We start from the raw sequence: 13077 nt of genomic DNA, 5'->3' as shown, positions 1-13077 counted from the left end.
GAATTCAGGCCGTGACCGGCCTCTCCTCGTCCACTCCGTAAAGAGCGAAGAACTGTGTGGTGGCGCGCTCCGCGTCGCGGGCGACGGCCGCCTTGTCGAGCGTCAGCCGGTCGCCGAGCAGCAGCCGGATCTGCACGTCGCGCACGACGAGACCGAAGAAGCTGCGGAAGGCGTCGTCAGCATCCTCGAAGCGCACCAGCCCGGCATTGCGACCGGCCTCCAGCGCCGGCTTCAGCCGCCGGGCCATGGCGAACGGCCCGTTATGCAGGACGATGGCGCCGAGATCGGCCGTCTTCGAGCCGGCCTCGGCAATAGCCAGCCGGTTGAGCGCCACCGAGGTCGGACCGCTGAGGACGGTCAGCCAGTCGCGGGCGAACTGGGTCAGATGCGCCGCGAGGCGCTCGCGCGATGCCGCCTCCGCTCCCACCGGCACGCCGCGGACCTTCGCGGCCTGCCACTGCACCGTCGCGGTCAACAGCCCGTCGCGGTCGCCGAACCATTTGTACAGGGTTTCCTTGGAGCAGCTCGCGGCACGCGCCACGGCAGTCATGGTCAGCGGCCGGCGCGCCTCGACGAGCAGGCGCAGCGCCGCGTCCAGCACATCGCACTGGCGCTCCGTCATGCTCTCCACGGCGATGGTTTCGGTTGCCGACACACTGCCTCCAGGGGCGGCTCGCGAGAGCCGTACCGTACGTTACGGTACGGCTTCTAGGAGGTGTCGGTGGCGGACGCAAGCGGAAATCCGCAGAGCCCGCCCTTTCCCATTCGAGTGCCCGGTATTCGCTGGGGATTCAGCCCTGGCCGCAGGCGGCCCGGAACCGCCGCACCGAGGTCTCCATGCCGTATTCCAGCGCATCGGCGGTCAGGCCGTGGCCGATCGAGACCTCGGCCAGCTCCGGAATGCGCGCGACCAGCGCCGGCAGATTCGCCACGGTCAGGTCGTGCCCGGCATTGACGCCCAGCCCCGCGGCGAGCGCCGCATCGGCCGTCGCGCCGAGCCGCTCGATCTCGGCCTTCGCCGCGTCCGGGTCGGCATGTGTGCCGCCATAGGGGCCGGTATAGAGCTCGATCCGGTCGCAGCCCGTGGCCGCCGCAGCCGCCATCGCCGCCGGATCGGCATCGGCAAACAGCGAGACCCGCGCGCCGCCGGCCTGCAGCCGCGCGACGATGGGCGTCAGGAACGCCCCCTCGCCGGCAAAATCCCAGCCATGGTCCGAGGTCGGCTGCGAGGGATCGTCGGGCACCAAGGTCACCTGCTCGGGGCTGACGGTCTCGGCCAAAGCGAGGAAGTCCTCGGTCGGATAGCCCTCGATGTTGAATTCGGCCGCCGGAAACTCGTTGTCGATCAGGGCGCGCAGCTCCGGCAGGTCGGAGAACCGGATGTGCCGCTGGTCCGGCCGCGGATGCACGGTCAGGCCATGGGCCCCGGCCCGCAGCGCGATCCGGCCGAAATCGACCACGTTCGGCCATGGCAGGTCGCGGCGATTGCGCAGCATGGCGACGGCATTGAGATTGACGGAGAGAGCGGTCGACATGCGGGCCTCGCGGAAACGTTTCGGCGCCCCGTAAGTGTGCGATCCCCGGCGACCGGTCAACGGCCGGGCGAGAAAACCTCCCGATCCGGGCGCACGCGCCGAATGCGTGTTGAAAGCCCCTGCCCGACCGCTAGTCTGTTGAACACGTTACCAATGCCCGGGGGCTCCCTCCGGGACGCGTTGCGAGGGAGAGACAGCATGCGTGGTTCGAACTTCATACCCATCGTCGTCGCCGGGGTCGTCGGCATTGCGATCGGCTGGGCCGTCGGCCCCGACTATGACGACCTGCAGGAGGATCTGGGCAACCAGATGCAGGGCGTCGCCGGCCGGATGCAGGCCGAGATCCAGAAACTGCAGACCAGCGTTTCGGAGCTGAGCCAGCAGGCGGTGGCCCCCGCCGACGACGCGGTGGCGCAGACGCAGCAGGCCATCGCCGATCTGGGCGCCCGTCTCGACCAGATGGGCGGCGACTTCCAGAGCCGCACCGAGTCGCTCGGCCAGTCGCTGCAGAGCGGCGCCGGCGAGGCCCGCGATGCGGCCGCCGCCAAGCTCGACGAGCTCGCCGCTGCGATCGAGGGGCTGAAGGGCGACATCGCCGCCGCACCGGCTGCCGCGCCGCAGGGCGAAGCGGATGCCGCAGGCGGCGACCCGGCGGCACTGGCGAGCCAGGTCGGCAACACCGGCGCGATCCTGCTGCCGGGCCAGTCGGCGATCTTCGGCGGCAATCCGGTGCAGCTGGTGTCGATCTCCGCCGACAGCGGCAGCGCGACGCTGGCGGTCGCCGGCGGCGATCCGCAGGACGTGATGTCGGGCAGCGCGATCGACGCTGGCAATGGCTGCCAGGTGACGCTGGCCGGCGTGGCCGCCGGCGCGGCCTATCTCGGATCGCAGGAATGCGCCGGGGCGGCAGCGCCGGCTGGCGGTGACCAGAGTGCCGCCGCCGCACCGGCCGCACCCGAGCCGCAGCAGGCGGAAGCGGCGCCCGCACAGGAGGCGCAGCCGGCAACGGCCGAAGCCGCGCCTGACGCGGCAACGCAGGAGGCCCAGCCGGCCGCAGCAGAGACGGCGCCCGATGCGGCAGCGCAGGACGCCCCTGCCGAGACCGCGGCTGCGGCGGAACAGCCCGAGGCCACCGAAACGGCGCAACCCGCTGCTGCTGCCGCGCCCGCCGAACAGCCGGCCGCGGCACGTGCCACCAGCCAGACCGTGCCGGTCGGCGGGACGGCGAGCTTCGGCGAGACCAGGATCTTCGTCTCCGCCATCGCCGAGGACAGCGCGACGCTCTTCGCCGTCGGCGGTGGCGGCCGCGAGACGGTCGCCGTCGGCTCGGCTCTCGATGCCGGCAATGGCTGCAGCGTGACGGTCGAGGCGATCGAGAACGGTCAGGTGACCCTCGCCAGCGACGGCTGCACCGGCGACGCTGCCGCGACCAGCGAAGACAGCGCCGCACCGGCGGCCGATGACGCCGCCGCGGCACCCCAGGAGACGCCGGCAGAACAGCCGGATGCGGCGGCAAGCGCCGCGCCGGCCGAGGGCGACGCGGCAGCCGCGCCGGCCGAACCGGCCAGCGAAAGCGATGCGGCCGCCGGTGGCGGCGGGATCACGGTCGGCCAGACGGCGACCTTCGGCGAGACGAAGGTTTTCGTCTCCGGCCTCGGCGACAATGGCGCGACGCTCTACGTCGTCGGCGTCGGGCGCCAGCAGGTCGAGGCCGGCGGCTCCGCCGATCTCGGCGACGGCTGCGCGGTCACGGTCGACCGGATCGAGGATCGCACCGTATATCTGACGGCGAATGGCTGCTGACAGCCGAGCAAAGCGTCGATGATCGGAAAGGGCGGGACCGCGAGGCTCCCGCCCTTTTTCATGCCCCGGACTGACCCAACGGAATACCGCGCATCACCGGATTGAAAATCCTGTCGATATTACGCGGCAACGCGGCTAGACTGCCCCGGCGACGGCGCATGTCTGCCCGGTCGCTTACGGCACGGCATCGGATCACAGCTGTTTCGGCAGGATCGGGAGTTTCGCCATGGTCAGGATCGACAGACTTTACGTCATCATCGGCATCGTGTGGCTGCTTGCAGGCGCGGCCTTCGGCACATGGCTCGGCGCGACCGGCCACCACAATTTCTCCAATTCCCACGCCCATATCGGGCTTCTGGGCTTCGTCGCCTCGGTCCTCTTCGGCCTGGTGCACAAGGTCTGGCCCGAACTGCGCACCCGCCGCCTCGCCTTGCCGCAACTGGCGGTCTACGAGATCGGCACAGCGTTCCTGATCCTCGGCAAGATCATGGTCGACGCGACCGGCGAGGAAAACCTGTTCCTGTTCGTCGGCTCGATCACCGTCATCCTCGGGGCGTTGATGTTCCTCTGGCTGTTCGTCAAAGGCTCGGAGGCGAGCGACGCGCCGACCCTCTCGCCGGCCGAATAGGCCGCGCTTCTCGGCCGGCAGGACCCGGCGGGGCTACTTGACGATGGTCAGCCGCTCGGCCGCGCGGGTGATGGCGGTGTAGAGCCAGCGCTCGCGCGTTTCCTTGAAGGCCCAGCTCTCGTCGAACAGCATGACGTTGTTCCACTGCGAGCCCTGCGCCTTGTGCACGGTCAGCGCGTAGCCATAGTCGAAATCGTCGAAACGCTTCTTGGTCGGCCAGGGAATGTCGGCGTCGGGATCCTCGAAGGCGGCTTTCAGCAGCCGGATCTTCGCGGCGCCCTGGTCGATGTCGTCGTCGTCCGGTTTCACGATCAGATTGACGCCCGGCTTGGTGGTTTCCCGCGAGGCCGTCATCACCTGCCAGAGCGAGCCGTTAAGCAGCCCCTTGGCCGGGTCGTTGCGCAGGCAGACCAGCTTGTCGCCCGACATCGGCAGCGGGCCCTCGAAGCCCTTCAGTTCGCGCAGCCGCGCATTGTAGCGCCGGCGGGTGCGGTTGGTGCCAACCAGCACCTGGTCGGCGGCCAGCACCTCGTCGGTTTCCACCTCGCGCTTGCCGATGATGCGGGCCGCGCCCCAGTCGCCATGCATCAGCTCCTTGCCTTCGCGCACATGCAGGGCCAGGTCGATGATCGGGTTGTCGCGCGCCTGGCGGTGGATTTCGGTCAGGAGGAAATCCGGCTCGGCCTCGGTGAAGAAGCCGCCGCCCGACACCGGCGGCAGCTGCCCCGGATCGCCCAGCACCAGGATCGGCGTGCCGAAGGACATCAGGTCGCGGCCCAGCGCCTCGTCCACCATCGAGCACTCGTCGACGATGATCAGCTTAGCCTTGGCGACCGGGCTCTGCCGGTTCAGGGAGAAGGTCGGCGAGACCCGCGACAGGCCGCTGGTCTCGTCGGAGATCGTCTCCTCGCCGCGCGGGCGGTAGATGAGCGAATGCAGCGTGCGGGCGCTCTTGGCGCCCTTCGAGCGCAGCACCTGCGCCGCCTTGCCGGTGAAGGCGGCGAACTGCACCGCCCCGTCGATGCCCTCGGCGAAATGCCGCGCCAGCGTCGTCTTGCCGGTTCCGGCATAGCCGAACAGCCGGAAGATCGGTGTCTCGCCGTCCGCCAGCCAGTCGGCCACGGCCTTCAGCGCATCGTCCTGCTGTGGTGAGAGCTTCAAGCCGATCTCCGGTTGCCAGCCGGGCACGCGGCCCGATTCCCATTGCGGACAGCCTTATAGGTCCCGGCGCGGTTTTTCACCCTCGTCGCCGATGCGCCGTGCGCTTGCCCACCGTCGGTGGCAAACGCACCACGAACGCCGCTGCAGGGCGGCGCGGCGCGGGTCCTCGGTTCAGGAGCCGGCGATGGCCGCACCCGGCGACGCCGCCTTGCCGGCGCCGAGGATCGCGGTGATCGCCTTGGCCAGTTCGTATTCGCCGAAGGGCTTGGACAGCTTGGGCAGGCTGTTGTCGCCGCCGGGCGGCAGCTCCGCATAGCCGGTCGCCAGGATGATCGGCAACCCGGGCCATTCGCCCCGGATCGCCTCGGCAAGCTGGCTGCCTGTCATCCGCGGCATGGCGTGATCGGTGATCACCAGCTCGATATCCGCCTCGCTCCGCAGGATGTCGAGCGCCTCCATGCCCGACGTCGCCTCGAAGACGCGGTGGCCCATGTCCTCCAGCATCGCGACGGTGTTCATCAGCACCAGCCCGTCATCGTCCACGGCGAGGATGGCGAGCGGCCGGTCCTCGGCCGGTGCAGCCGGCGCTTCGGGCGCACGTGCCGGCGCCGGCGCCGGCGCGAGCGCGGCCGTGGCGACCGGCAGCCACAGTTCGACGCGGGTCCCCTCGCCCTTGCGGCTGTGGATCTGCAGGCCGCCCCCCGACTGGCTGACCAGCCCGTGCACCATGGACAGGCCGAGGCCGGTGCCCTTGCCGACGCCCTTGGTGGTGAAGAACGGCTCGGCGGCGCGCTTCGCCGTCTCGGGATCCATGCCTTCGCCCGTATCGATCACCGCAAGCCGGACATAGCGTCCGGCCGCGAGCCCGCCCGGCCTTGCCGTGTCGATAGCCGCCTCGTCGGCCTCGATGACGACGACGCCGCTGCCGTCCATCGCGTCGCGGGCATTGACCATCAGATTGAGAAGCGCCGTCTCGAGCTGGTTGGGATCGATATGGGCGGGTGCGAGCCCGGCGGGAAAGCGCGTCTCGATGCGGACTTCGGGACCGATCGAGCGCTCCAGGAAAGCCGTGATGCCGGCGACGAGTTCGGCGAGATCGACGGTGCGCGGCGCCAGATCCTGCCGACGCGCGAAGGCCAGCATGCGCTGGGTCAGCGACGCGCCGCGGCGGGCCCCTTCCAGCGCATTGTCGATCAGCGACTGGACGGCCGGCGGGTCGATGCCGACCCGCTTGCGGGCCATTTCCAGGCTGCCGATCACCGCGGTCAGCAGATTGTTGAAGTCATGGGCGATGCCGCCGGTGAGCTGGCCGATCGCCTCCATCTTCTGCGACTGGGCCAGCGCCTCATTGGCCTTGGCCAGTGCCTCCTGCGCTTCCTTGCGCTCGGTGACGTCGCGGGTGATCTTGGCAAAGCCGATCACCCTGCCCGCCTCGTCGTCGACCCGGTCGACCACCACGCTGGCCCAGAACCGACTGCCATCCTTGCGGATGCGCCAGCCCTCGGTCTCGAAGCGGCCATCCCTGAGCGCAGTGGCCAGACCGCGCTGCGGCTCGCCCCGCTCGCGGTCTTCGGGCGAGAAGAAGCGGGAGAAATGCTGGCCGACGATCTCGTCGCGGCTGTAGCCCTTGATCCGCTCGGCGCCGAAATTCCAGTTGGTCACCCGGCCCTCGGGATCGAGCATGTAGATGGCGTAGTCGCTGACCCCGTTGACCAGGAGCCGGAACTGCTTTTCGCTGCGCTGCAGATCCTCCTGCGCCTGCTTGCGCTCGGTCAGGTCGCGGGTGATCTTGGCGTAGCCGATGAGGGTGCCGTCGGCGTGCCGGATCGGGTCGAGCACCACATGCGCCCAGAACTGGCCGCCGTCCTTGCGCACGCGCCAGCCTTCGGTCTCGAAGCGCCCTTCCACGGCGGCGATGCGCAGGGCCCGCTGCGGCAGCCCGGCATCGCGATCCGCCGGCACGAAGAAGCGAGAGAAATGCGAGCCGAGAATCTCGTCCGCCGTATAGCCCTTGAAGCGCTGCGCGCCCGCGTTCCAGCTGGTGATGATGCCGTCCGGATCGAGCATGTAGATGGCATAGTCGGTGATCGCGTCGACGAGCAGCCGGTAGCGGCCTTCGTCACTGGCCGACGCGGTCGCCCGCTCCGTTCGCTCCATCCCCGTATCCCTCACGCATCTGTCCATCACAGACATAGCAGCGGAACGCCCCGCGCCAAGATGGCGCAGGGAGCCCGCGGAACCTGCGCGAAGAACCTACATGCCGTCCTTGCCGCGCGACAGGGCGGCGACGCCCGTGCGGCAGACCTCGACAAGGCCCAGCGGCTGCATGATGGCCACGAACTTGTCGAGCTTCGACGGCCGGCCAGTCAGTTCGAAGACGAAATGCTCGATCGAGGAATCGATCACCTTGGCGCGGAAGACGTCGGCAAGGCGCAGGGCCTCGACGCGCTTGTCGCCCTGCCCCGCCACCTTCAGGATCGCCAGCTCGCGCTCGATCGGATCGTTGTCGCCATTGGCGCCGCCGATGCGGGTCAGGTCGACGACCCGGTGCACCGGCACGATGCGGTCGAGCTGGCTCTTCAGCTGCTCGATCACATGGGGCGCGCCGCGGGTGACCACCGTGATCCGCGACAGGTGCTTCTCGTGCTCGGTTTCCGAAACGGTCAGGCTCTCGATATTGTAGCCGCGCCCCGAGAACAGGCCGATGACCCGGGCCAGAACGCCCGGCTCGTTGTCCACCAGGACGGCGAGCGTGCGGGTCTCGTTCGCCTCCTTCTCCGGCGTGATGAAATAGGCCGATGCGGGCGGCTGGACGGGTTGGTTCATGTCGGAAACTCAGCAGGTTCTTGGCGTTGCGGCACCATAGAGCCGCGACGCCGAAAGGCCAAGGCGGCTTTCGCGGCAGCGCGCGGACGGTCCGCTTGTGCGACGCAGGATGGACGTGCGTCATCGGAAGCGCATCTTCACCTGCCATGAAGGCGCCGGACGCGGTGGCAACCAAGAGGGAGAGACGGACATGAAGACGATCATGCTTCTGGGCACCACGGCTGCGCTGGCGCTGCCGGCATTCGGTGCGGCGACCGCGCAGGAGCCGGACCGGGCCCAGTGCGTGCCTGCGCTCACCGATGGCGGCTTCGCCCTGACAATTCGGGTCGAGGGCGAGGACGGCCTCTTCCGCCTGACCTGCCGCGACGGTTCGCTCGTCGCCGTTCCCGCCGATGCGATGGTCGGACAGGCCCTTGCGCCGACAGCGGACGCGGCATCCGAGACAGCGGCCAGGGAGATCGACGCCAGCGGCGAAGCGGCGCAATCCGAACTCGGCGCAAGCGAGGAACTGGCCGAACCGCCCACCGAACTGTCCGCAGCGCCCGATGGCGACGTGGGCGACAAGATGGCGAGCGACGGAACGGCGGTGCCGAAAGCTCCCGACGTGGAGACGGCCACGAAGGACGCAGGGACAATCATCGAGGACAGCGTTGCGGCCGCGCAAGGTTCGTCCGGCGAAACGCCGGCCGCCCCGGAGGCGGACAGCCAGGCGTCCGGGACGGAAGCCGACGATGAGGATACCCGCGCTCCCGGCACCGCATCGGCTGCGATCAACGAGCTGATCGGCGACACCGGCAACGCCGGTGCCCTGGGTGAAACCTCGGCCGATCCGGCGCAGCCGGACGACCAGGCCGACAGCGCCGATGCTCCGGAGGCGGATGCGGCCGAACAGACGGATTCGCACGACAGCGCCGATGCGGACCCGCAGGATGATGCGATGGCCGACGTCCTCGAAGAGGACAGCACGGCCGACGCCAAGGCCGATACCGTTGATGCCATGTCCGAGGACGAGGCGGAGGCCGAAATCGGCGACGATGGCGATATGGCCGACACCGCGTTGGATGGGATCGATGACGATGTCGAAGACGCGGCAGAGGTCGACGCCGACGACGCGGCGATGTCCAGCGACATGGCTTCAGACAGCGCCGAGTATGATGCTGAGGATGTGGCCGACATCATCGCCGACAGTGCCGACGGTGCCGCGGCCGAACTGGAGGCGGATGCCGCCGATCTCTCGGAGGCCGAGTCGGCCGAAGAGATGGATTCGCAGGACAGCGTCGCTGACACAGTCGATGCGGACCCGCAGGATGATGCGATGGCCGACGCCATGTCCCAAGACGATTCGGAGGCCGAGGCAGGCGACGCGGCGATGTCCGGCGACATGGCGGCCGACAGCCTCGCGGATGACGCCGAGGAAGAGGATGCGGTCGACATCATTGCCGACAGCGCCGACGACGCCGCGAGCGAACTGGACATCGACGCCCTCGACTCGCCGCCGGAAGAGCTGACCGACACCGCCCGCAACGCCGCCGGCGTGGCGGGCACGATGCCGCAATCCTCGGTCACCGAGGCGCCGCAGGATGCCGAACCGACCGGACCGGCCACCATGGCCGCGGAGGACGGCATGGCGGAGATGGACAAGCCGGCGGTCGCGCCCGAGGACGCGGCACCTGACGGCGAGGTCGCGAGCCCCGGCGAGGCGAAGCAGGCCGATCGGCTCGCCGCCACCGAAGACCCGGCAATGGACGAGGCGGACGATGCTGCGGCGCCGCAGACATCCGAACCCGACATGATCGCGGTGCCGCTGGCGGTCATCGGCAGCGCCGAACTGGCCCTGCCCGGCGCGCAGTTCCGCTCCGTGGCGATCCGCGACGACGGCGACCAGCAGGTCTACGCCCTGCGGGGCGAGATGCGCAGCGGCCGCGACGTGGCGGTGACCGTCGCCGAGGACGGCGCCGTCGTGAAGATCGACCGCGAAATCCTGCAGGAGGACGTGCCGGAGCGGATCCTGCGGATCGCCGAGGCGCTGATGCCGGACGCAGAGATCCTGCGCGTGACCCTGTCGAACCGCGACAACTACAAGAGCTTCTTTGTCTTCAGCGGGCTCGACGCGCGCGGCGACGGCTTCGAGCTGGAAATCCGCTCGGACGGCCGCAGCGTCGCCTTCGACCGCCCGTCATAAGCCTGAAACGACGAAGGGCGGCGTTGCCGCCGCCCTTCGCCAATCTGCACTGAGACTGCCAGCCCGGTCAGACCAGGGCACGGCCCTTGGCGTCGATGGCGCTGCCGACCGCCTCGTCGCTCGCCTCGTCCGGCAGCAGGATCTCGTTATGGGCCTTGCCCGACGGGATCATCGGGAAGCAATTGGCGAGGTTCGCCACCCGGCAGTCGAACAGGACCGGCTTGTCGACGGCGAGCATCTCCTCGATGGCGGCGTCGAGATCGCCCGGCTTCTGGCAGCGGATGCCATGGCCGCCATAGGCTTCGGCCAGCTTGACGAAGTCCGGCAGCGCCTCGGTGTAGGAGTTCGACAGCCGGTTGCCGTGCAGGAGCTGCTGCCACTGCCGGACCATGCCCATATACTGGTTGTTCAGGATGAAGATCTTGACGTTGGCGCCGTGCTGCACCGCCGTCGACATCTCCTGCATGTTCATCAGCACCGACGCATCGCCGGCGATGCAGACCGACAGCGCGTCCGGATGGGCGATCTGCGCGCCGATCGCCGCCGGCAGGCCATAGCCCATCGTGCCGAGACCGCCCGAGGTCAGCCACCGGTTCGGCGCCTCGAAGCCGTAGAACTGCGCCGCCCACATCTGGTGCTGGCCGACCTCGGTGGAGACGTAGGTCTCGCGATCCTTGGTGTGCGCATAGAGCCGCTGGATGGCGTATTGCGGCATGATGACGTCGTCATTCGGCCGGTACGCCAGGCTGTCGCGGGCCCGCCACGTGCCGATCTCGTCCCACCAACCGGCGAGCGAGGCCGGGTCGATCGCCGTGCCGCGCTCCTTCCAGATGCCGACCATGTCGCGCAGGACATGGGTGACATCGCCGATGATCGGCAGGTCGACGCGCACGTTCTTGTTGATCGACGAGGGGTCGATGTCGATGTGGATCTTCTTGGAGTGCGGCGAGAAGGCGTCGAGCCGACCGGTGATCCGGTCGTCGAAGCGCGCGCCGACGCACAGCATGACGTCGCAGCCATGCATGGCCAGATTGGCCTCGTAGGTGCCGTGCATGCCCAGCATGCCCAGCCAGCTCTCGCCGGAGGCCGGATAGGCGCCAAGCCCCATCAGCGTCGAGGTGATCGGCGCACCGGTCAGCGCGACCAGCTCGCGCAGGAGCTGCGCGGCCTCGGGGCCGGAATTGATGACGCCGCCGCCCGAATAGATGATCGGCCGTTTGGCGCCCGCCAGCATCGCCACCGCCGCCTCGATGCGGTCGCGGTCGCCGACCAGCTTCGGCCGGTAGCTCTCGTGCTGGGTCTGCGGCGCCGGCGGCGTGTAGAGGCCGGTGGCGAACTGCACGTCCTTGGGAATGTCGACGACGACCGGCCCCGGGCGACCGGTGGTCGCCACGTGGAAGGCCTCGTGCAGGACGCGTGCCAGATCGTTGACGTCCTTCACCAGCCAGTTGTGCTTGGTGCAGGGCCGCGTGATGCCGACCGTATCGCATTCCTGGAAGGCGTCGGAGCCGATCAGCGTCGTCGGCACCTGGCCGGTGATGCAGACCAGCGGGATCGAATCCATCAGGGCGTCCTGCAGCGCGGTCACCGCATTGGTCGCGCCGGGGCCCGAGGTCACCAGCATGACGCCCGGCTTGCCGGTTGCGCGGGCATAGCCCTCCGCGGCGTGGCCGGCCCCCTGCTCGTGCCGCACCAGGACATGGCGGACCGCTTCCTGCTGGAAGATCTCGTCATAGATCGGGAGAACCGCGCCGCCCGGATAGCCGAAGATGTCGGCGACGCCATGATCCTTCAGCGCCTGCACGACCATCGCCGCGCCTGTCATTTCCCGTGTGTCCGATGTCGCGTTCATGGCTCGTCTTCCGTCTCGTGCCTGCCGGGTTGGTCTGGCGCCGCTCCCGGTCCGGATGCTGTGTCGGAACTCGGCGCAATAAAAAAGGGCCGCTGGGGCCCTTTGAGTTGCGCACACGTGGCTCTCGCCGGGCGGTCCCTAGACCGCCTCGCGTGTGCGCCGTCCTACTACGAGAATGTTGATCTTTGTCATGGGGCGGAAGCTAAGCCCGTCCAGCGCGTCCGTCAACGACTTATCTTGCGGCCGTGCCCGGCGGCGGTCCTGCCGCCGGGCCACTCGAGGTCAGCCGACCTTCTCGATGTGGATGCGGCGATAGAGTGCCTCGACGCAGGCATAGGCGCCGAAGGCGATCAGCCCGAGCCCGGTCAGCGACAAGAGCACCCAGCCATAGCTCCAGTCCGACATCGCCTGCAGCGCCGCTTCCAGCCCCGGCGTATCGCCCTCGCCATAGGAGACGGCACCGGTAAACAACAGCCCGGCCAGAACGAAGAAGGTGACGCCCCGGGCGATCAGGCCGAAGCGGCAGATCGGCCGCAGCCAGGCGCGCTTGCCGGCGGGAATGGTCATGTATTTCTCGAAGCCAGCGACGACGCCCTTGTAGATGTGAGCGGCACCGGCGACCGCCATGCCCAGCGACACGATATAGGTGATCCAGACGCCGTAGCCGGCATCGTAGGCCGCCGCGACGACACCGCCACCGCCTCCGTCCGACCGCATGCCGGCAAGGACCGTCGCCGCATAGAACGCGGTACCGCCATAGGCGAAGGCGCTGATCAGCAGGCCGAAACGCGCGAACACGCCCCTGGCGTCGAGACCGTGCTCGTCGACGTCAAAGAACATCTGAATCAGCCGCCAGATGGTGAAACAGGTCAGCGCCGCGATGAGCGCGACGAGGGCGACCGTCCCGAAGGCGGAGCCGGCGACCGTGTCGACCGCGTCCTTGGTCCCCATGGCCCGGCCGGTGGCGTAGGCGGCGCGAAACGCGAAGTAGCCGACGATGAGATACACCAGCCCGCGAGCGGCGTAGCCGGCCCGCGCTGCCTTGCGGAGCCAGTCGTGATGCTGGTGGGGAATATCCAGGGTGGTCAAT

The 13077-nt window shown here is 69.0% G+C and carries 10 protein-coding genes; 3 read left to right on the top strand and 7 right to left on the bottom strand.

Annotated features, from left to right (window positions below; translation table 11 throughout):
• Positions 1 to 4 precede the first annotated feature (4 nt).
• Together J3367_RS04390 and J3367_RS04385 are read right to left on the bottom strand one after the other, a co-directional pair.
• Positions 5 to 622: a TetR/AcrR family transcriptional regulator C-terminal domain-containing protein gene (locus tag J3367_RS04390; protein WP_050767679.1), complete on the bottom strand. Its 618-nt coding sequence runs from the start codon at positions 620 to 622 to the stop codon at positions 5 to 7.
• A 169-nt stretch (positions 623 to 791) separates the two neighbouring features.
• Positions 792 to 1535: a pyridoxine 5'-phosphate synthase gene (locus tag J3367_RS04385; protein WP_024348519.1), complete on the bottom strand. Its 744-nt coding sequence runs from the start codon at positions 1533 to 1535 to the stop codon at positions 792 to 794.
• Positions 1536 to 1733: 198 nt separating this feature from the next.
• Here J3367_RS04385 and J3367_RS04380 point away from each other — a divergent pair, with 198 nt between their 5' ends.
• Together J3367_RS04380 and J3367_RS04375 are read left to right on the top strand one after the other, a co-directional pair.
• Complete coding sequence (locus J3367_RS04380; protein ID WP_421460257.1) at positions 1734 to 3338, top strand: hypothetical protein; 1605 nt, start codon at positions 1734 to 1736, stop codon at positions 3336 to 3338.
• Between the two features lie 226 nt (positions 3339 to 3564).
• The gene (locus J3367_RS04375; protein ID WP_024348521.1) at positions 3565 to 3966 is read left to right on the top strand and encodes a hypothetical protein; all 402 of its coding nucleotides are present in this window, start codon (positions 3565 to 3567) and stop codon (positions 3964 to 3966) included.
• A 33-nt stretch (positions 3967 to 3999) separates the two neighbouring features.
• Here the strand turns inward: J3367_RS04375 and J3367_RS04370 are convergent, their stop codons facing one another.
• The 3 genes from J3367_RS04370 to ilvN all read right to left on the bottom strand — a co-directional run bounded on the left by J3367_RS04370 (position 4000) and on the right by ilvN (position 7953).
• Positions 4000 to 5127 carry an ATP-dependent DNA helicase gene (locus J3367_RS04370; protein WP_024348522.1) on the bottom strand — a complete coding sequence of 376 codons (1128 nt, stop codon included), beginning with the start codon at positions 5125 to 5127 and terminating at the stop codon, positions 4000 to 4002.
• 171 nt (positions 5128 to 5298) lie between these two features.
• Positions 5299 to 7284 carry a hybrid sensor histidine kinase/response regulator gene (locus J3367_RS04365; RefSeq protein ID WP_024348523.1) on the bottom strand — a complete coding sequence of 662 codons (1986 nt, stop codon included), beginning with the start codon at positions 7282 to 7284 and terminating at the stop codon, positions 5299 to 5301.
• Positions 7285 to 7380: 96 nt separating this feature from the next.
• Positions 7381 to 7953 carry an acetolactate synthase small subunit gene (ilvN, locus tag J3367_RS04360; RefSeq protein WP_009209104.1) on the bottom strand — a complete coding sequence of 191 codons (573 nt, stop codon included), beginning with the start codon at positions 7951 to 7953 and terminating at the stop codon, positions 7381 to 7383.
• A 190-nt stretch (positions 7954 to 8143) separates the two neighbouring features.
• Between ilvN and J3367_RS04355 the strand changes: the two genes are divergently transcribed.
• A complete protein-coding gene (locus tag J3367_RS04355; protein WP_035694385.1) occupies positions 8144 to 10135 on the top strand; it encodes a hypothetical protein in 1992 nt (663 codons plus the stop codon).
• A gap of 67 nt (positions 10136 to 10202) precedes the next feature.
• On the opposite strand, the gene J3367_RS04350 is transcribed toward J3367_RS04355, so the two are convergent.
• Together J3367_RS04350 and J3367_RS04345 are read right to left on the bottom strand one after the other, a co-directional pair.
• Entirely contained in the window at positions 10203 to 11987 is a 1785-nt protein-coding gene (locus J3367_RS04350; RefSeq protein WP_081651759.1) for an acetolactate synthase 3 large subunit, read from the bottom strand.
• Positions 11988 to 12269: 282 nt separating this feature from the next.
• Positions 12270 to 13076 (bottom strand): DUF1206 domain-containing protein, encoded by an 807-nt coding sequence (locus J3367_RS04345; RefSeq protein ID WP_024348526.1) that lies wholly within the window; start codon positions 13074 to 13076, stop codon positions 12270 to 12272.
• Position 13077: the final 1 nt, after the last annotated feature.

Source organism: Aurantimonas sp. NFXS3 (assembly GCF_049132005.1).
Lineage (GTDB): Bacteria > Pseudomonadota > Alphaproteobacteria > Rhizobiales > Rhizobiaceae > Aurantimonas > Aurantimonas coralicida.
This window is presented reverse-complemented; position numbering and strand designations above follow the sequence as displayed.